This window comes from Oceanicola sp. 502str15, assembly GCF_024105635.1.
In the GTDB taxonomy this organism is placed as follows: domain Bacteria; phylum Pseudomonadota; class Alphaproteobacteria; order Rhodobacterales; family Rhodobacteraceae; genus Vannielia.
On the sequence record NZ_WYDQ01000002.1, the window covers coordinates 42,562 to 58,838 of the forward strand.

25 protein-coding genes are annotated in these 16,277 nt (G+C 60.7%); 14 read left to right on the forward strand and 11 right to left on the reverse strand.

The features are described 5' to 3' along the window. Positions 1 to 19: 19 nt before the first annotated feature. Genes GTH22_RS21175 through GTH22_RS21225 form a run of 11 tightly spaced genes read right to left on the reverse strand, consistent with a single transcriptional unit; the run spans position 20 to position 7,636 of the window. Positions 20 to 187, reverse strand: a complete 168-nt coding sequence (locus GTH22_RS21175) for a hypothetical protein (protein ID WP_009503847.1) — start codon at positions 185 to 187, stop codon at positions 20 to 22. Then, positions 178 to 1,791, reverse strand: coding sequence for an apolipoprotein N-acyltransferase (gene lnt / locus GTH22_RS21180; RefSeq protein ID WP_252947730.1), 1,614 nt, complete (start codon positions 1,789 to 1,791; stop codon positions 178 to 180). Before lnt ends, GTH22_RS21175 begins: the two co-directional genes overlap by 10 nt. Further along, complete coding sequence (lspA, locus tag GTH22_RS21185; protein ID WP_164193059.1) at positions 1,758 to 2,216, reverse strand: signal peptidase II; 459 nt, start codon at positions 2,214 to 2,216, stop codon at positions 1,758 to 1,760. The genes lnt and lspA overlap by 34 nt, the downstream gene beginning before the upstream one ends. A gap of 28 nt (positions 2,217 to 2,244) precedes the next feature. Then, positions 2,245 to 3,027, reverse strand: coding sequence for a ZIP family metal transporter (locus tag GTH22_RS21190; protein ID WP_013959873.1), 783 nt, complete (start codon positions 3,025 to 3,027; stop codon positions 2,245 to 2,247). Positions 3,028 to 3,039: 12 nt separating this feature from the next. After that, positions 3,040 to 3,495, reverse strand: a complete 456-nt coding sequence (locus GTH22_RS21195; RefSeq protein WP_164193056.1) for a DUF411 domain-containing protein — start codon at positions 3,493 to 3,495, stop codon at positions 3,040 to 3,042. A 3-nt stretch (positions 3,496 to 3,498) separates the two neighbouring features. Further along, positions 3,499 to 4,872 carry a M23 family metallopeptidase gene (locus GTH22_RS21200; RefSeq protein WP_252947731.1) on the reverse strand — a complete coding sequence of 458 codons (1,374 nt, stop codon included), beginning with the start codon at positions 4,870 to 4,872 and terminating at the stop codon, positions 3,499 to 3,501. Beyond that, positions 4,869 to 5,495: an SCO family protein gene (locus tag GTH22_RS21205; protein WP_009815486.1), complete on the reverse strand. Its 627-nt coding sequence runs from the start codon at positions 5,493 to 5,495 to the stop codon at positions 4,869 to 4,871. Before GTH22_RS21205 ends, GTH22_RS21200 begins: the two co-directional genes overlap by 4 nt. Next, positions 5,495 to 5,962 (reverse strand): copper chaperone PCu(A)C, encoded by a 468-nt coding sequence (locus tag GTH22_RS21210; RefSeq protein WP_252947732.1) that lies wholly within the window; start codon positions 5,960 to 5,962, stop codon positions 5,495 to 5,497. The genes GTH22_RS21205 and GTH22_RS21210 overlap by 1 nt, the downstream gene beginning before the upstream one ends. 23 nt (positions 5,963 to 5,985) lie before the next feature. Next, positions 5,986 to 6,645, reverse strand: coding sequence for a thioredoxin domain-containing protein (locus GTH22_RS21215; protein ID WP_252947733.1), 660 nt, complete (start codon positions 6,643 to 6,645; stop codon positions 5,986 to 5,988). After that, the gene (locus GTH22_RS21220; protein WP_252947734.1) at positions 6,642 to 7,064 is read right to left on the reverse strand and encodes a disulfide bond formation protein B; all 423 of its coding nucleotides are present in this window, start codon (positions 7,062 to 7,064) and stop codon (positions 6,642 to 6,644) included. The genes GTH22_RS21215 and GTH22_RS21220 overlap by 4 nt, the downstream gene beginning before the upstream one ends. A gap of 5 nt (positions 7,065 to 7,069) precedes the next feature. Further along, the gene (locus GTH22_RS21225; RefSeq protein ID WP_252947735.1) at positions 7,070 to 7,636 is read right to left on the reverse strand and encodes an SCO family protein; all 567 of its coding nucleotides are present in this window, start codon (positions 7,634 to 7,636) and stop codon (positions 7,070 to 7,072) included. Between the two features lie 207 nt (positions 7,637 to 7,843). On the opposite strand from GTH22_RS21225, the gene GTH22_RS21230 reads away from it, so the two are divergent. The 14 genes from GTH22_RS21230 to GTH22_RS21290 all read left to right on the forward strand — a co-directional run bounded on the left by GTH22_RS21230 (position 7,844) and on the right by GTH22_RS21290 (position 16,254). Further along, positions 7,844 to 8,272 (forward strand): helix-turn-helix domain-containing protein, encoded by a 429-nt coding sequence (locus GTH22_RS21230; protein ID WP_094037598.1) that lies wholly within the window; start codon positions 7,844 to 7,846, stop codon positions 8,270 to 8,272. A gap of 103 nt (positions 8,273 to 8,375) precedes the next feature. Further along, positions 8,376 to 8,954 (forward strand): cation transporter, encoded by a 579-nt coding sequence (locus GTH22_RS21235; RefSeq protein ID WP_252947736.1) that lies wholly within the window; start codon positions 8,376 to 8,378, stop codon positions 8,952 to 8,954. 96 nt (positions 8,955 to 9,050) lie between these two features. Then, on the forward strand, positions 9,051 to 9,806 hold the full coding sequence (locus tag GTH22_RS21240) for a transglutaminase family protein (protein ID WP_252947863.1): 756 nt from the start codon (positions 9,051 to 9,053) through the stop codon (positions 9,804 to 9,806). Next, entirely contained in the window at positions 9,796 to 10,761 is a 966-nt protein-coding gene (locus GTH22_RS21245) for a cation diffusion facilitator family transporter (RefSeq protein WP_028095360.1), read from the forward strand. Before GTH22_RS21240 ends, GTH22_RS21245 begins: the two co-directional genes overlap by 11 nt. Then, positions 10,733 to 11,095 carry an STAS/SEC14 domain-containing protein gene (locus GTH22_RS21250; RefSeq protein WP_164193038.1) on the forward strand — a complete coding sequence of 121 codons (363 nt, stop codon included), beginning with the start codon at positions 10,733 to 10,735 and terminating at the stop codon, positions 11,093 to 11,095. Before GTH22_RS21245 ends, GTH22_RS21250 begins: the two co-directional genes overlap by 29 nt. Before the next feature lie 221 nt (positions 11,096 to 11,316). Then, positions 11,317 to 11,676 carry a hypothetical protein gene (locus GTH22_RS21255; protein WP_089851992.1) on the forward strand — a complete coding sequence of 120 codons (360 nt, stop codon included), beginning with the start codon at positions 11,317 to 11,319 and terminating at the stop codon, positions 11,674 to 11,676. Between the two features lie 171 nt (positions 11,677 to 11,847). Further along, positions 11,848 to 13,200 carry a multicopper oxidase family protein gene (locus tag GTH22_RS21260; RefSeq protein WP_252947737.1) on the forward strand — a complete coding sequence of 451 codons (1,353 nt, stop codon included), beginning with the start codon at positions 11,848 to 11,850 and terminating at the stop codon, positions 13,198 to 13,200. Between the two features lie 38 nt (positions 13,201 to 13,238). Further along, a complete protein-coding gene (locus tag GTH22_RS21265; RefSeq protein ID WP_252947738.1) occupies positions 13,239 to 13,694 on the forward strand; it encodes a DUF411 domain-containing protein in 456 nt (151 codons plus the stop codon). Between the two features lie 66 nt (positions 13,695 to 13,760). Beyond that, entirely contained in the window at positions 13,761 to 13,895 is a 135-nt protein-coding gene (locus GTH22_RS22175) for a hypothetical protein (protein ID WP_256471806.1), read from the forward strand. 184 nt (positions 13,896 to 14,079) lie between these two features. Next, positions 14,080 to 14,475 carry a cytochrome c gene (locus GTH22_RS21270; RefSeq protein WP_252947864.1) on the forward strand — a complete coding sequence of 132 codons (396 nt, stop codon included), beginning with the start codon at positions 14,080 to 14,082 and terminating at the stop codon, positions 14,473 to 14,475. Then, positions 14,472 to 15,065 (forward strand): DsbE family thiol:disulfide interchange protein, encoded by a 594-nt coding sequence (locus GTH22_RS21275; RefSeq protein ID WP_252947739.1) that lies wholly within the window; start codon positions 14,472 to 14,474, stop codon positions 15,063 to 15,065. The genes GTH22_RS21270 and GTH22_RS21275 overlap by 4 nt, the downstream gene beginning before the upstream one ends. Further along, positions 15,062 to 15,574, forward strand: coding sequence for a TlpA disulfide reductase family protein (locus tag GTH22_RS21280; RefSeq protein ID WP_252947740.1), 513 nt, complete (start codon positions 15,062 to 15,064; stop codon positions 15,572 to 15,574). The genes GTH22_RS21275 and GTH22_RS21280 overlap by 4 nt, the downstream gene beginning before the upstream one ends. 81 nt (positions 15,575 to 15,655) lie before the next feature. Then, positions 15,656 to 15,937, forward strand: a complete 282-nt coding sequence (locus GTH22_RS21285; RefSeq protein WP_252947741.1) for a hypothetical protein — start codon at positions 15,656 to 15,658, stop codon at positions 15,935 to 15,937. Positions 15,938 to 15,981: 44 nt separating this feature from the next. Beyond that, complete coding sequence (locus GTH22_RS21290; protein WP_252947742.1) at positions 15,982 to 16,254, forward strand: hypothetical protein; 273 nt, start codon at positions 15,982 to 15,984, stop codon at positions 16,252 to 16,254. Positions 16,255 to 16,277: the final 23 nt, after the last annotated feature.

The window sequence follows — 16,277 nt, forward strand, 5'->3', positions numbered from 1 at the left end:
TGCCGTTTCGAAACCCTTCTCATGCAAAGATGCGCAAGAGGACCACCGAAACGAAATAGGTGAGAAGACCGAAGGCGATCGCCGAACTCGCCGCATACTGGAGGATATCCAGCCGGTTTCCTTTTCGGCGTCGCGCCAGATATCCACCCCAGATCGCACCCGCGACAATGCCCGCGATTACCAGCATGACTTTTTCTCCGTTCGTGTTCTCTTGTTGCACCGGTGTGTGCCGACCAGACCTGCAGCCAGTCCCACGGCCCAAGTAGTGAAGATGAGAGCCAGCAGCGCCCAGTCGCCGAAGCGCGCATATAGCGTTGACGGATGAGCAGAGGGCAGAGCCGCATCTATTATACCGGTTTCTCTGTTGCCGAGCCGCGCGACGAGGTCACCGTTCGCGTCGATGACCGCGGAGATGCCCGTATTCGCGGCTCGGATGACAGGAAGGCCTTCCTCTACGGCGCGCATCCGTGCGGAAGCCAGATGCTGCTCGGGTCCGATGCTGGTGCCGAACCAGGCGTCGTTTGTCGCGTTGAAAATCCAGTCCGGCCTGAACAGGTCGTCGACCACATGGCTTGGGAAGATGATCTCATAGCAGATCGCCACGGCGACCAGGGGCACACCCGGAAGCGCAAGCGTTCGCGGGCCCGGTCCGGGCGTAAAATCGCCCAGACCCGCCGTGAGTCGCTCGATGGGCAACCAGCCACGGAATGGCACATATTCGCCGAAGGGTACGAGATGGTGTTTCGCGTATCCGGTCAGGATTCTGCCGGTCTCGCCAAAAGCCTGGACCGTGTTGAAATATCGGGTGCCATCCTCGCTCGGTACACGGTCCGGCACCCCGGTGAGCAGCATGCTGCCGTCTGGTAGCGCTGCGGCAATGCGATCCCGCGCCTCCGTATCCTCATCGAGGAAACCCGGAAAGGCGGTTTCCGGCCAAAGAAGTACGTCGAAATCGCCGGGCTGGGTTGAAAGCTCAACATAGCGCGCGAAGGTCGCCTCGCGGTTCTCGGGCGCCCATTTCTCCTCTTGTGGAATGTTGCCCTGGACGATGCGCAGGTCGACACCGGGTGGCTGTTGTGCATCCGACTGGAGGCGAAGCGTACCGACAGCCCACATCGTCGCGATGCCGGCCAGCGCCATGAGCGAAACGGTCAATCGTTGCCGCCCGGACGTCATGACAGCCGCGCCGGGAAGTGCCGCGACGAACACGCTGAGAAAGCTTAACCCATAGCTTCCGACCCAGGCGGCGGTCTGGCGAAGGGCGGCGTAGTCGGCAAGTGCGTAGCCGGCGAGGTTCCAGGGAAACCCTGTCAGAACGTGACCACGCAACCACTCGGTCGCGGTCCAGGAGGTCGTGAACAGGAGGCAGGCGAGGAGACTACCCAGGGCTCCGCGCCGCGCGATTTCGGCGAAGAGCGCTGCGGCAATGGCTGGGAAAATTGCGAGACCTGCGGACAATCCCGCGACAGCCGGGATCGCCATCGCCCCGAACCGCTCGGCCTCGACGTAGAAACTCTCTGCAATCCACGAAATCCCGAAACCGAACTGGCCAAGACCAAACGCCCAGCCGACGAGGAAAGCACGCCCTAGGGAGAGATCGCAAAGACCGACAAAGAACGCGGAATAGGCAACGGGAACGAGCAGGAGAAGCGAGAAAGGCGGGAAAGTCAGAACGGTCAGCGCCCCGGCGGCGAAACCAAGCGTCATCCGCGAAAGCAAACGGTGGCGTAGAGCGATGCGGTTCAGAATTTTCGGTTTCACGACTTGATCGAACGCCGCGCGCTGATCCATGGCGCGGCGAGCAAGAGCCCCACGCCACTTACAACAAGTATATCGGCCATGTTGAAGGCAGGCCAATGTGTTGTGCCAATGTAGAAATCGAGAAAGTCTGTTACAGCCCGATACCGCACACGATCGATAACATTGCCCAAGGCTCCGCCAATGATCGCGCCATAGGCAAGTGTTTCGACCGCATTTTCGGCGCGAAACAGCATAACCCCCAGCCAAACACAGATGGCAAGAGCGAGAGCGATGAGGCTCCACCACGGAGCGCCGCCCAGCATCCCGAAAGTCACGCCGTAATTACGATAAAAGACGAGGTTGAATCCCGGAAACACGGAAATCCCGGCGCTTAAAGTGACGGCATTCGCAACGACAATGGCTTTGGTGATCTGATCGATCGCGAACGCAGCAAGCGCTGCGAAGACGCCGATCATCGGAGATACCTTGTTTAGTGACATTGCCTCATCCCAACCAGACATCAAGGAACAGCATCAGAACGAGCCCGACTGCGAGACCGAGCGTCGCCCTGTTCTGATGGCCGCTGCGATGGGTTTCGGGGATGATTTCGTGGCTAATGACGTAGAGCATTGCGCCCGCGGCAAAGGCCAGACCCCATGGAAGCAGCGGTTCCGACAGTGTGATGATGCCGGCCCCGAGCAGACCGCCAATCGGCTCGACCATGCCAGTCAGCGCCGCAATGCCCCAGGCGCGCAGCTTCGGATATCCCTCGCCCAGTAGCGACACCGCGACGGCCAATCCTTCGGGCGCGTTCTGCAAGCCGATGCCGATGGCGAGTGGGAGGCCACCTTCCATGCCACCGGAACCGAACCCGACCCCGACCGCGAGACCCTCGGGAAAGTTGTGGATCGTGATCGCGATGATGAACAGCCAGACCCGCCGCAATGACGCCGCTTCGGGCCCTTCGCGTCCCGTCTTGAAATGCTCGTGCGGCAGCTTTTCGTTCATCAGGGCGACAGCCCCCATGCCCAGAAGGATCGAAACGCATACGATGGCCGCAGGCATCGCGCCGTTCTCGAACATCGGCTCTGCGGCATCTAATGCCGGGATGATCAGCGAAAAGAACGAGGCTGACAGCATGACACCGGCAGCGAAGCCGAGCGACAGATCGCGTGTGGCCCGCGACGGGATGCGCCCGAACAGCACGGGAGCTGCTCCGACCGCCGTAAGCGATCCGGCGGCGAGGCTTCCGAGAAAGCCGAGCATGATCGGGGACAGATTTTCCATGGGCGGGCCAGATTATCCTTCGGCGTAGCTCGAAAAGACTTCCGTCGACCCGTCCTCGCGGATGAGGAAGACATCATAGGCCTCGCGGTCATCTTCAGGCCCCATACCGGGCGAGCCATAGGGCATCCCAGGCACGGCGAGACCGACGGCGTCCGGGCGCTCCTCGAGAAGGCGGCGGATGTCAGCGGCCGGGACATGGCCTTCGATCACATAGCCATCAATGAGCGCGGTGTGGCAGGAGACCATGCGCTGCGGCACGCCGTTGTCGAGCTTGAAACGTACCAGCAGCCCGCCGTTCATGTCCTGGCCGGTCGGCGCAAAACCGTTCTCTTCGAGATGGTTCATCCACGAGAGGCAGCAGCCGCATCCGTTCGTCTTGCGCACGTCGATCGCCGTTGCCTCTGCGAGGGCCTGTGCCGCCGGGAACAGGGCGAGCGTGATGGCAAGAGCTTGGGTCATGCGTTTCATGGGTCAGAGCCTTTCGGTTGTCGTTTCGGCAATCTCGCTGCCGAGGTTTTGATTCAGAAGCGCGCGCGCCTCGGCCAGACGCGAGAGCGCGGCCGTATCATCCGCTTCGCTCTCGGCTGCTTCGGCGAGCCGGTCGTCAGAGAGCGGGTCAGTCGGGCGCCCATCCACGAGGACTTCGTAGTGCAGGTTCGGACCTGTCGCCGTGCCGGTCGCGCCGACGCGGCCGATCACATCTCCCGCCGCAACGCGTTGGCCTTGTGCCAGGTCTTCCGGCACGGCGCTCAGATGCGCGTAGCGCGTCATGGTGTCGGAGCCGTGCGAGATTTCGACCACGCGACCATAGCCACCGCGCCAGCCGATGAAGCTAACCCGCCCCGGTGCCGTCGATTGAACTTGTGTCCCACGTGCCGCTGCGAAATCGACGCCGGTGTGCATCCGGACGTTGCCAAAGACCGGATGCGTGCGGCGTCCGAACACCGAGCTGAGGCGCGCACCCTCGACCGGCTGTGCGAAGACGCGCAGCACCTCGCCATCGACGTAGATCGTCGCCTGACCGCTGCCGTCGTCCGGCCATACGATCTCGTAAAGCGAACCGCCGATCTCCAATGCGGCAAAGGCAAGATCGGGTTGTCCGATCCTGTCCTCGCCCACACGCGCCTCACGCCAGAGAAGCCTTAGTGTCTCGCCACCGGCCAACTCGCGGCGGAAATCCACGGTCCCACCCAGCATCTGCGCAAGGTCCACGGAAAAACGGGCGGGTATGCCGGCTTCGTCGAGTGCCGCGAAGATCGAACTGTCGATCACGGCTTCGCCGGCAAGGGTTACGATCTCCGGGTCTGGAGCTAAGACCTGGGTGGACAACTGCTCGCCGAAAAGCACCTCGATCCGAACCCCGTCCTCGACGGCGAGCGAGACGGTGCGGGGGCTGCCGTCCATGGTCGAGACAACAGTGACCGAATGCCCCGGCCGCAGCCGTCGCAGATCGTATTCCGCGCCAAGCGCGAGGGCAACTTCGGCTCTTTCAGGTGCCGCAAGACCGGCTTCGGACAGCAAGAAATCGAGCGTCTCGCCAAGTGCAATGTCGCGCGACCACGTCGACAGCGGTGGCTCGATCGCCCTTACCGGCCTGTCGGAAAACGCGACCTGCAGAAGGGGCAGGGGGCCGCGGTCGGGTGCATCCTCTGCCCATGCCGTCGCGGGCAGCGTCACGAGGATGTCAACGTTTCTAGGGGCTTCAGGACCTTGGGGCATCCAGCTACCTGCCTGGGCAAGTTCCGGCGGCACGGGTTCTTTCGACATGAAATCAGAGATGGCGATAGCCGCTCCCGAAACCGTCCCCGCAATTGCGACACAAGCCGCCAAAGTTCTGAGCCTCATGTCGCCCCCTCCATTTCTTCTGCCAGCGCGCGGCGAATTTTCGGCACCGCGTATTCTCTGGCTTCGTGATAGTCGATCATGGTGACGAACCGCCCAGAGGCTGCGAACAGGAAGACGCTCGCGGTGTGGTTCATCGTGTAATCGCCGCTCTCCGTCGGTACTTGCTCGTAGGTGGCGCGGAAGCCGTCCGCGACGCGCGCTATCTGCTCCTCCGGCCCCGTCCAGCCGCGGATCGCCGGATGAAAGTAGCTGACATATTCGGCCATCGCCGCGACGGTATCGCGCTCAGGATCGACCGTGATGAAAACCACGTTCATCTTGTCGGCCTCGTCTCCCAGATCGTCGAGCCATCCCGAAATGTCCGAGAGCGTGGTCGGGCAGACATCGGGACAGTAGGTGAAGCCGAAGAACGCCATCGTCGGTCGCCCGATCAGGGTTTCCCGCCCGACCGCGTTGCCCTCATGATCCGTCAGACGAAAATCCATCTCGGTCAGGGCCACAGGCCGCTGCCCGACAGGTTCGGGTCCACCGGGTCCATCGACCTGCCACCAACCGACGAAGAGCATCAGGGCGACCGCCCCGACACCAGCCGCACCATACCCCAGGATCGCCCGTCGCCGCATCAGTCCTGCGGCCCGCGCGCGGCGATGCCGAGGATCGGCACCTCGACCGTCACTTCGCCTCCGCCATCGAAGAGCAGGGTCAGCGGAGAGGTGTCCCCTTCCGTCATCGGTTCTTGCAGCCGCATCAGCATTGCATGCAGGCCCCCCGGTTCGAGCGCGACGCTCTCGCCCGGGGCGATCGCGATCTCCCCCGCCGGGCTCATGGAACTCACACCTTCGGCATTTGTCTTCGTCTCGTGAATTTCGGGCATCATCGCAAGCGGTGTTGTAAGACCGATCAGCGTCACCGGCTCGTCGCCAGTGTTGCGGATCGTCATGTAGGCGGCCCCGGGACGGTTCATCCCGATGGAGGCGCGGGACCACGCGTTCTCGACGACAACATCCTCGGGTCCGGCCAGCGCGGGCACCCAGAGCCCTCCAAGGGTCAAAAGCGCCGCCAGTGTGCTGGTCAAAATATACTTTTTCATCGTTTTGATCCTGCCCTTTCGATTCAGCTTTGCGCGGCAGCGACTTCGGCGGCCACTAGGCGACGCAATTCTGCCTCTCCGAATGGATCGAGCGGCGTGCCGTTCACGAAGAATGTGGGCGTCTGGCGAATTCCCACGGTCTCGACGTCGGCACGATCCTGGTTCAGAATTGCTACGACATCCGGTGCCAGCATTTGCGTGCGCGCGGCGTCTGCATCGAGCCCGGCCGTGGCGGCGATCTGAAGGATCAGGCCGGGTTCCGGGGCACCGTGCGACGCCCATCTCGGCTGCTCCCGCAGAACGGCCTCAAGCACCGGCTCGTAAATGTCCTGCATGCGCGCCGCCTCGAGCACGCGGATCGCTTCCTCGGATGCCGCGCCGTGGAAGGGCGTGTAGCGGATCACGACGCGGACAGCATCCCCATGCTCGGCCATGATGTCCTTCACGATGGGATGAAAGGCGCGACAGGCCTCGCAGGCCGGATCGAAGAATTCGACGATCGTGACGGGCGCTTCCGCAGGCCCGAGGATGGGCGAGTAGGGGCGGATCATCGCGTCCGCGAGTTCCGGCGCAACAGGCTCCGCTTCGGCCACCGGGCCGGGGCGGGTTGCAAACCAGGTGGCTCCGCCGAAACCGGCGACGCCGAGGGCGAGAACGGACAGGATCAGGCCGCGTCGGTTCATGTTCGTGTATCCTTCAATGAAAGGGCCGACAGGGCCCCGATCAGCGCGAAGGCGGCGAGCGCCATCAGCGGGATCGGGATGCCGAAGACCAGTTGGTTGTCATCGGTGCAAGAGGGGCCGGTGGCCGAGCAGGGCTGGATGCGTTCGGGAACAAGACCGACGTACAGCCCCATGTGCCAGAGGGCGATTGCGCCGCCGCCAAGCGCCAATGCGATGCCGTAGCGCCCCACGCGGCCGTCCCGCCACCAAAGGCCGAGCCCGAGGACAATGGCCAAGGGGAACATGAAGGCGCGCTGGAACCAGCACAGCACACAGGGCGTCTGCCCCAGCACCTCGCCGATGAAAAGCACGGCAAGCGAGGCGACGAGCGCGATGATCCACGCCAGCCCGAGGGCTGTTTCTCCGGATATGCGGTTCATGTCGATCAGATCCTCTCTTCCAGATCGGCGAGAATCTCTTCGGCCGGGGTGCCGTAGGGCCAGGAGTCGGCAAAGCCCGCGTCGGGATCGAAGAGGAACAGATGCGACGTGTGGCCCATGGTGTACCCATCCGGCGCTGCGGCCTCTTCGACGCGTTCAAAGAAGATCGGAAACGTCTCGGATGTGGCGGCGATCTGTTCCGGCGTGCCCGTCAGCCCGATGATGCCCGCATCGAACAGCGGGACGTATTCGGCGAGTGCGGCGGGCGTGTCCCGTTCGGGGTCGATTGTTATGAAAATCGGCTGGACCTTGGCGGCATCGTCGCCCAGACCGTCCATCACCGCCGCGACCTCTGACAGGGTCGTCGGGCAGACGTCGGGACAGTTGGTGAAGCCGAAAAATACCAACATCCAGCGCCCCGCAAAGTCCTCCTCGGTTCGAACCATACCCTGGTGGTCCGTTAGTTCGAACTCAGCGAAAAAAGGCGGTTCGGCGTCGGTTCGGGCGCGGTCGGCACGATAGTCGGACCAGAGCAAAAGCCATACGAAGGCAAGCGCTGCCACGCCTGCCAAAACCCAAAGAAACTTCTGTGCCGATGTAAGGGACAATCCTGTTCGCCTGTTTTTGATTCTTATTGCATGTGCGGATACATCCTCTAGCCGCTAGAGGTTCAAGCACGAAATCATGGTATAGCTTGAACTCACGCGCCTGTGAATCCGACACTTGTTTATTCCGACGGCAAAACCTACACAGACTGTATCTTCTTCATGGAGGCTAAAATGCTCACGATCGGTACTCTGTCAAAGAAGACTGGCACAAAAGTGCAGACCATCCGGTACTACGAACAGATCGGACTCATGCCCGAACCTGGCAGAACCGAAGGCGGACAGAGGCGCTACGACAATGCACAGCTCGATCGACTGTCCTTCATCCGCCACTCGCGACAACTCGGTTTCTCGCTCGATGCGATCCGCGAGCTGCTCGACCTCAGCGACCATCCCAACCGGCCCTGCCACGAGGCCGATGCCATCGCGCGTCGCCAGCTCAAACAGGTGGAGCAGCGCATGGCGCGCCTGAAGGCGCTGCGCACCGAACTGAAACGCATGGTTCACGAATGCAGCGGCGGGCGGACGGGAGACTGCAAGGTGCTTGAGGTGTTGCGGGACCATTCGGAATGCCTGACCGAGCACGAGGAAATCGGGGCCTGAAGGAATTCAGCCGACATTCCGGCTGGAACGCAGATCAGCCGCAGAAGTTAATGTGTCGTACAACACAGGCTGGAACCACAAAATGGCTGCTAGACAAAATTCAATGGAGAGACGGACGCTTTGGATCGTTCTGGCGCTCAATATCTGTTTGGCCGTGGCCTTTTTCGCAACAGGCGCCTTCGGCGACTCAAGTGCCCTGATCGCCAACGGGCTCGATAACCTCTCCGACAGCTTCGTCTACGCGATCAGCCTTTTCGCTTTGTCCCGATCCGACAAATGGAAACGCGGGGCGGCGAACGTTTCCGGCGGGCTGCTGATCCTTTTCGCCGCTGGTATCCTCTACGATGCATGGCGCCGCTACATCGGCGGGTCAGATCCGCTCGGGACGATCATGATCGCCATGGCCCTGTTTGCGGCGGCGATCAACGCAGTCTGCGTCTGGCTGCTCGCTAAGCTCAAAGATCCGGACGTCAACATCCGCGCGGCCAACACCTTCAGTTACAACGATTTCGCCGCGAACCTCGGAATCGTCTTGGCTGGCGGCCTCGTCGCCTGGCTGGGAACCAACTGGCCGGACCTCGTCGTCGGCGTGATTGTCGCCGGGATCGCGGCCTGGGGAGGTATCGACATTCTGCGCGACGCACACGGCGAACACCACAAAGCAGTTCATACGGGCAAATAGTTGCGGGAGATTCTTTCTGAAAGAAAGGGTTGAAGCTATAGTGACTATAGCAATTAGGCTTGTTCCAAGACGATTCGAGGAGCGACTCCGTTGCAGATGACCGACCCCCTACTTGCACCCACCAAATTACTGGATTTTGATGCCGCGCCTCTTGCGCATCTAATTGAGACCCGCGGCTGGCGCGGCTTATCCGAATACGATCGGATCGGAGCTGCCTATGATTTCGTTCGGAATGAAATCGCGTTCGGATACAATCGAGCTGACGACATCCCCGCCTCCGAGGTGCTTTCCGACGGGTGCGGGCAGTGCAATACCAAAGGGACGCTCTTGATGGCGTTGCTGCGTGGTGTTGGCATTCGTTGCCGGTTGCATGGGTTTACGATCCACAAAGGCTTGCAGCGCGGTGTTGTCCCAGAGTTGGTGTATCCGCTTGCTCCGCAAGAAATTCTCCACTCATGGGTTGAGATCGAATATCAAGGTGCTTGGTTCAACCTCGAAGGCTTCATCCTGGATGACGCTTTCCTGACAGTCCTGCAAACGTCTTTCTCGGACACGGACAGTCTCTGCGGTTATGGCGCGGGCACGGATTGCCTTGGCGCGCCTCCCGTCACCTGGAACGGAGAAGATACCTACATTCAGAAATCCGGCATCGTGCAAGATTTCGGCGTGTTTGATACGCCGGACGCCTTCTATTTGTCCCATGAGCAATCCTTTGGATGGCTGCGTGGTGCCCTTTACCGTCATATCATCCGCCACTGGATGAATGTGCGCGTACGTGGTTTTCGCAGCGGTCGCCTGAAGACTGACCGACGCGCGACACACGCGCACGCGGAGCCTGCCAATGCCACATGACCACGGGCACGCGCCTATCGATCCGAATTCTGGGGACCGGCGGGTTGCCATCGCCATCTGGGCAAACGGGCTACTTACCGTTGCGCAAGTCGTCGGGGGCATATTCTCGGGCAGTCTGGCACTGATCGCCGATGCGCTGCACAACTTTTCCGATATGGCCTCGCTTGTCATTGCCTTCGCCGCACGCAAGATCGCGCGCCGCCCGGCCGATGAACGCATGACCTTCGGCTATGGCCGGGTCGAGATCGTGGCGGCCCTGATCAACTACACCACCCTCATCGTGATCGGCTTCTATCTGATCTACGAAGGTGGCATGCGCATGATTGATCCACCCGAAGTCATGGGGTGGACCGTCGTCATTCTCGGTGGAATTGCGCTTGTGGTCGACACGCTGACCGCAATGCTGACCTATTCGATGCAGAAGGGCAGCGTGAACATCCGCGCGCTTTTCCTGCATAACCTGTCGGACGCGCTTGCTTCGGTCGCGGTTATCGTCGGTGGGTCGCTGATCATCCTTTACGACATGCGTTGGGTCGATCCTGCCATCACCATCGGCATCGCGATCTACATCCTGTATCTGTCTTTCACTGAAATAGGCGGCCCAATCCGAACCCTGATGCTCGGGAGCCCGCCGGACATCGACAACGAGGCCGTCGTCGAAGCGATGCGGAAAGTCGAAGGCGTCGCCGACGTCCACTACGTCCATCTCTGGCAAATGCAAGAGCACGAGGCTGCGCTCGACTGCCATGTCGTCGTGGCAGCCGAGGGCTGGTCGAAGATCGAAGAGATCAAGAGCGCGATCAAGAAGCGGCTGAAGGAAGAGTTCGGCATCAGCCATTCCAGTCTCGAATTTGAGCATGAGGATCGCGCTCATCAGAACGCCGATCTCTACGGTCACGGCAACGCAAGTGAAAAGGAGAAGACCAATGTTCAAGGAAACGCTGACCGAGCATGATGATGTCATCGGGCTCGTCTGCGAAGGCAAGTTGACAGAGGCAGACTTCAAGAAAATGCACGCGCTGCTTCATGAACGTCTTGGAACAACCGATAATCCGGGTCTGGTTCTCGACCTTACAAGTTTCGAGGGCTACGAAGAGCCTTCGGCGATCCTGGAAGATCTGAAGATCGACACCGCCCACGTGAACGATTTCCGTCGCATAGCGGTTGTCGGAGAACGCAGATGGATGAAATGGGGCGCACGGGTGGTCAACCTACTGACGGGCTCCGAGATGCAGTGGTTCGAATCCAGCGATACCGAGTCCGCAATTGCGTGGGCGCGTGACGGGTAGCCAACGATTCTGCAAGAAAAGGACTAACTGAATTGAATATGGAATAATGCTTCTGGCGGATCCGGCCCTACTACGTAGCGACGTTAACCGGGTACTGTGTGCCGATGTGCGATTCGAGTGAAATGAGATCCGCCTCAAGATCGTGAGGCTACAGGGGCATCACGTCCAAGTTACAGAATATCGCTTGACCTCCCCTTACTGGAAGGTTCTAAGAATTGTTCATGTTCCGCGTTTTTCGCCTTGTTTTGATTCTCATGCTGACCTTCGGTGCCGTGACTGCGCCGGATGTGTCGTCGGCCAATATGTCGGACACGGCGATGGCGCAGATGGAAACCGCCGAAAGCGCCGATGGCCTCTGCAATGGTTGCTATCCCGCCGGATTTGCTGACGGTACTGCCTGTGAAGGTGGGTGTCCTGTTCCCTGCGGCTCCAGCGGTACGGCTGGCCTCCTTGCCAAGATGCCGTCAGCGCGGCTCGCGATGCCGTTTGGTACTGCCGTCCGGGGTGCCGAACCTTTGATCCCACTCGGCGCGAATCCGTCGCTTGATCCATTCCCTCCCAAACTGCCTCTCGGAACCTGAAACCGGCCTCGCCTGCTGCGAGGCCTGATTGTTGCCTTGGCCGAGGCTGGCTGAGTGCGACCTTTTCAGATCAAGGCAGTTGCGATGATCCTCCACAGACCGATTTCACGAAGGCACGTGCTTCGCACAGGTGCCGCATTCACAGCCCTATCCGCTCTGTCACCTGCACAAATGGCGATGGCCGATCCAACTGGGGACCCATTCGTCCTACGCGCGGCATCCGGACAGGCCGCCCTGCGCCCGTCACCATACGGCCCGATTAATGTCTGGAGCTATAATGGATCCGTCCCCGGCCCTAAAATCCGAGTACGCCAGGGCGACCGAATCCGGGTTCTGGCCCAGAATGGGTTGGATGAAGGAACCACAATCCACTGGCATGGCATCCGCACGCCCAATGCGATGGACGGGGTCCCGTTTCTCACGCAGGACCCGATTCCGGTCAATGGCGATTTCCTGTACGAATTCGATGCGCTGGATGCGGGCACGTTCTGGTACCATCCGCACCAGCGCAGTTCGGAACAGGTCGGACGTGGACTCTACGGACCGCTGATCGTCGAGGAGGCGGACCCGATCCGCGTGGATCGTGACCTGACCTGGATGCTGGACGACTGGCGCATGACCCGGGACGGACAGATTGCGGGTGACTTCGGAAGCCGCCACGACGCGATGCACGGCGGTCGTATCGGCAATTCCGTGACCATCAACGGCCAGATACCCGAACGCATCGCGGTGCGATCCGATGAGCGCATCCGCTTGCGGCTGGTCAATGCGGCGAACGCGCGGATATTCGGGCTGGATTTCGGGGACCTTGCGCCAGTTGTGGTCGCTCTGGACGGTCAACCCGTCACGCCGCATGCCCCTGACAGCGGGGTCGTAGTGATCGGCCCGGCCATGCGCGTCGATCTGGTGGTCGACCTGACCGGCAAGCCCGGAGATATCGTGACCGTCATTGATACCTTCTACGAGGGACTCGAATACCGTCTGGTCGATCTCGCCTACGGGCCGGACAAGTTGCGGGACAGTGTACCGGATTGGCCGATGGACCTGCCGCCCAACCCGCTGGCGGAACCGGACATGGCGTCGGCCGCGCGACGTCAGATCGTCTTCAACGGCGGAATGATGGGGCAGATGATGATGGGCGGCGGCATGGGGTCAATGATGGGCCAGATGCGCGAAGGAAACATGTGGTTCATCAACGGCGAAGCCGCGACGGGTCACATGATGGACCCCTTGCTGGTCCTGCCGCTCGGCACATCGCATGTGTTCGAGATGGATAATCGCACGGCTTGGCACCATCCGATCCATTTCCATGGACATTCGTTCCGTGTGATCGCGCGCAACGGGCAACCGACACGGCATCGCGAATGGCAGGACACCGTCCTAATGGCCCCCGAAGAACGGGTCGAAATCGCGTTCGTCGCGGACAACCCAGGCGACTGGATGTTCCACTGTCACATTCTGGAACACCAGGCGGCGGGCATGATGGGCGTCATCCGTGTCGATCCTGACACGACCAAAACCTGAAACCTCACAAACCAATGACCACGAAAAGGAATGAACCGATGAACAAGAAACTTGGATTTGCCAGCCTCGGCACAGCAGGTGCCGCTGCCATCCTTGCAATGAGCCTGAATGCCGCACCTGTCGCAGCGCAGGAGGTCACGCTCTACAAAAACCCGCAATGCGGATGCTGTGAAAGCTACGCGGACTATCTGCGCGAGAACGGTTTTACGGTGGAGGTGAAGCCGACCCACGATCTCGCGCAGATCAGCCGCGACGCAGGTATCCCGGACGACTTTCAGGGCTGCCATACAGCCTTTCTGGACGATTACGTTGTCAGCGGTCACGTGCCGATCGATGTCGTCAACCGCTTGCTCGAAGAGCGCCCGGAAATTGCCGGTGTGACACTCCCCGGCATGCCGATGGGCTCGCCGGGTATGGGCGGAGCAAAGCAGGAGCCGTTCACGATCTACACCGTTGAGGAAGGGGCGAACCCGACCGTCTATGCGGTCGAATGATCAATTGCGCGGTCTGGCGCAATCCCGCGTTGGACCCGCTTCAGAGAAAGACAAAGGATGAAGTGCATGATGATGGACGGTGGAATGATGGGTGGCGGCATGATGATCGCGATGGGCTTCGTCTGGTTGCTGATCGTGGGGGTGCTGGTGCTCGCGGCGATCGCATTGGTCAAATACATTCGTTCGGACAGCAAAAAATAGAAATGCGCCGAAATGCGGACTGAAGGTGCCAGCAGCGGCGACAGCCTGTTGTCGATGGGCTTGGTCTGGGCGCTTTGCGTCCTGCTTGTCCTGTAGTTGCTCGCGGCACTCATCGTCCTCTGTAGGTTGCTCGCAATAAGAAAGCGGAAACTTAGTGAGAAACACGATTAGGCTCTCCGCTGTCCTGCTCGCCACAACGGTTTTGCCGGTTGCGGCGCAGAGCGACGTGCGCATGGGTGAGCGCCTCTATCAAGAGAATTGCGCCAGTTGCCATGGGGCGAACCTGGAGGGGCAGCTAGATTGGCGCTCCAGATTGCCGAACGGAAGGTTGCCTGCCCCGCCGCACGACTCCTCCGGCCATACCTGGCATCACCCCGACCGCGTATTGTTCGACATCGTGAAACGCGGACCGGCAATGATTGTCGGGAACGGGTACGAAAGCGACATGCCCGGATATGAGGATGTGCTGACAGACGATGAGATCACGGCGATCATCGACTACATCAAGAGCACATGGCCCGACCGGATCCGTGCGTCGCAGGAAAGCCGATCCCTTGCCGATGAGCAGGCGCAGCCATGACGGAAGAGGTCGAGAGAAATGCCGACCCTGTGTCGCGACGCAGAATCTCCGGGTTCGTGCTGGTGCCGCTGATAGCTTTTGCCCTCATGGTCCTGTTCGGTTGGGGGCTTTTTAGGGGTGGCGACGACTTGCCGTCGGCACTTCTCGGTAACCCCGTGCCCGACTTCGCGCTGCCCCCGGTGCTCGGCCGCGAGGAAGGTCTTTCGACACAGGACCTGATCGGCCATGTCTCGCTGGTGAACGTCTTTGCCTCGTGGTGTGTGCCCTGCCGTGCCGAACATCCGCTGTGCATGGAGTTGAGCGCAACCGGTGAGGTGCCGCTCTACGGAATCAACTACAAGGACCCGCCCGATCAGGCGCGCGCCTGGCTCGACGAGTTGGGTGATCCCTATGCGCGCATCGGGGCCGACATCAACGGACGCGCCGGTATCGAATGGGGCGTCTATGGCGTGCCCGAAACCTACGTCATCGCCGATGGCACCATCGCCTACCGCCATGTCGGTCCGATCACGCGAGCGATCCTGCAGGATACGCTGCTGCCGATCGTCCGTGACCACAAAACCCAATCCGCCAAGGAGAAAACGCCATGAAGAATCTGAAACCGGCGCTGATCGCCTGGGCACTGTCCGTCGGCGCGGCTTTCGCGACACCGCAAGGGTTTGCACTGCATGACACCCCGCAGCCTGTCGCCAATGTGCGCTACGAGAAAGTAGACGGCAGCCGCGGAGACATGGAAGACTTTCGCGGCAAGGTGATCCTCGTGAACGTCTGGGCAACCTGGTGCGTCCCCTGCCGCGAAGAGATGCCGACGCTGGATGCGCTTCAGGCGGAACTTGGCGGCGACGACTTCGAAGTGGTCGCCCTGTCCATCGACCGGGTCGGATCACAAGTGGTTCGGCGCTTCTACGACGAAATCGGTGTCACCAACCTCAATATGTATGTCGATCAGACCATGCTCTCGATGACCGCGCTGCGCACCGTTGGCCTGCCGACGACAATCCTGATCGACGCGCAGGGGCGGGAGCTCGGGCGACTGGTCGGACCAGCCGAGTGGGACGACCCCGAAATGGTGTCCTTTCTGCGCGGATTTATCGAATGAGTGCCCCAGAAGACGTTCCCTCACCCTTGACCCTCCAGTTGCTGGAATGACTATCTCACTAACATCGAAAGGATTTTTCTGATGACCGACATAATACCATCCAGCGACGCAACCACTTCAGGCATTTCCAGTGCTGGCAACAGGCCTCCGTGGTTGACGCGCAGGCGATTGCTTATCGTCGGCGCGGCCACCGTGATTGCGGGCGGCATGGCCCTGAACTGGGGATGGCTCACCGCGATCGGGCTCGCGCCTGTTCTGGTCTCGCTGGCCCCCTGCGCCGTGATGTGCGGTCTCGGTCTGTGCATGAAGGGCGGGTCCGGCAAGGGCTGTTCCAAATCGCCGGAGGGGGCGTCTCCCGACTGAGCTCTTTCAATAACCACACGACCAACCAACCCAAGGAGAAAACCATGAGAAAAGCATTTAAAACCTTCGTCGTCGCAACGGCCCTTACCGCAAGTGCGTTTGCCGTCAGTGCCCAGGAACAGGCGACGCCCGAAACAGGCGAGATGATGCAGAATGAGGCTGCCATGCAAGGCGGCATGATGGACGGCGACATGATGGGCATGATGAAGATGATGACCGAAATGAAGCCCATGATGGAAGCCTGCACCGAGATGATGGCGTCCATGACCGAGAACATGGACGGCGGCATGATGCCTTCGCCAAATTCTGACGGCTAAACTGCCGAAAATGCCTGTCGGTC

What these genes read in the sequence shown, in the direction of transcription:
- GTH22_RS21265 (WP_252947738.1), top strand. Translation starts at nt 13,239, where the DNA reads ATGAACAAGAAACTTGGATTTGCCAGCCTCGGCACAGCAGGTGCCGCT.
- GTH22_RS21255 (WP_089851992.1), top strand. Translation starts at nt 11,317, where the DNA reads ATGTTCCGCGTTTTTCGCCTTGTTTTGATTCTCATGCTGACCTTCGGT.
- GTH22_RS21195 (WP_164193056.1), bottom strand. Translation starts at nt 3,495, where the DNA reads ATGAAACGCATGACCCAAGCTCTTGCCATCACGCTCGCCCTGTTCCCG.
- lnt (WP_252947730.1), bottom strand. Translation starts at nt 1,791, where the DNA reads ATGGATCAGCGCGCGGCGTTCGATCAAGTCGTGAAACCGAAAATTCTG.
- GTH22_RS21200 (WP_252947731.1), bottom strand. Translation starts at nt 4,872, where the DNA reads ATGAGGCTCAGAACTTTGGCGGCTTGTGTCGCAATTGCGGGGACGGTT.
- GTH22_RS21290 (WP_252947742.1), top strand. Translation starts at nt 15,982, where the DNA reads ATGAGAAAAGCATTTAAAACCTTCGTCGTCGCAACGGCCCTTACCGCA.
- GTH22_RS21210 (WP_252947732.1), bottom strand. Translation starts at nt 5,962, where the DNA reads ATGAAAAAGTATATTTTGACCAGCACACTGGCGGCGCTTTTGACCCTT.
- GTH22_RS21245 (WP_028095360.1), top strand. Translation starts at nt 9,796, where the DNA reads ATGCCACATGACCACGGGCACGCGCCTATCGATCCGAATTCTGGGGAC.
- GTH22_RS21230 (WP_094037598.1), top strand. Translation starts at nt 7,844, where the DNA reads ATGCTCACGATCGGTACTCTGTCAAAGAAGACTGGCACAAAAGTGCAG.
- GTH22_RS22175 (WP_256471806.1), top strand. Translation starts at nt 13,761, where the DNA reads ATGATGATGGACGGTGGAATGATGGGTGGCGGCATGATGATCGCGATG.
- GTH22_RS21260 (WP_252947737.1), top strand. Translation starts at nt 11,848, where the DNA reads ATGGCGATGGCCGATCCAACTGGGGACCCATTCGTCCTACGCGCGGCA.
- GTH22_RS21190 (WP_013959873.1), bottom strand. Translation starts at nt 3,027, where the DNA reads ATGGAAAATCTGTCCCCGATCATGCTCGGCTTTCTCGGAAGCCTCGCC.
- GTH22_RS21250 (WP_164193038.1), top strand. Translation starts at nt 10,733, where the DNA reads ATGTTCAAGGAAACGCTGACCGAGCATGATGATGTCATCGGGCTCGTC.
- GTH22_RS21280 (WP_252947740.1), top strand. Translation starts at nt 15,062, where the DNA reads ATGAAGAATCTGAAACCGGCGCTGATCGCCTGGGCACTGTCCGTCGGC.
- GTH22_RS21220 (WP_252947734.1), bottom strand. Translation starts at nt 7,064, where the DNA reads ATGAACCGCATATCCGGAGAAACAGCCCTCGGGCTGGCGTGGATCATC.
- GTH22_RS21240 (WP_252947863.1), top strand. Translation starts at nt 9,051, where the DNA reads ATGACCGACCCCCTACTTGCACCCACCAAATTACTGGATTTTGATGCC.
- GTH22_RS21205 (WP_009815486.1), bottom strand. Translation starts at nt 5,495, where the DNA reads ATGCGGCGACGGGCGATCCTGGGGTATGGTGCGGCTGGTGTCGGGGCG.
- GTH22_RS21235 (WP_252947736.1), top strand. Translation starts at nt 8,376, where the DNA reads ATGGAGAGACGGACGCTTTGGATCGTTCTGGCGCTCAATATCTGTTTG.
- lspA (WP_164193059.1), bottom strand. Translation starts at nt 2,216, where the DNA reads ATGATCGGCGTCTTCGCAGCGCTTGCTGCGTTCGCGATCGATCAGATC.
- GTH22_RS21275 (WP_252947739.1), top strand. Translation starts at nt 14,472, where the DNA reads ATGACGGAAGAGGTCGAGAGAAATGCCGACCCTGTGTCGCGACGCAGA.
- GTH22_RS21175 (WP_009503847.1), bottom strand. Translation starts at nt 187, where the DNA reads ATGCTGGTAATCGCGGGCATTGTCGCGGGTGCGATCTGGGGTGGATAT.
- GTH22_RS21285 (WP_252947741.1), top strand. Translation starts at nt 15,656, where the DNA reads ATGACCGACATAATACCATCCAGCGACGCAACCACTTCAGGCATTTCC.
- GTH22_RS21215 (WP_252947733.1), bottom strand. Translation starts at nt 6,645, where the DNA reads ATGAACCGACGCGGCCTGATCCTGTCCGTTCTCGCCCTCGGCGTCGCC.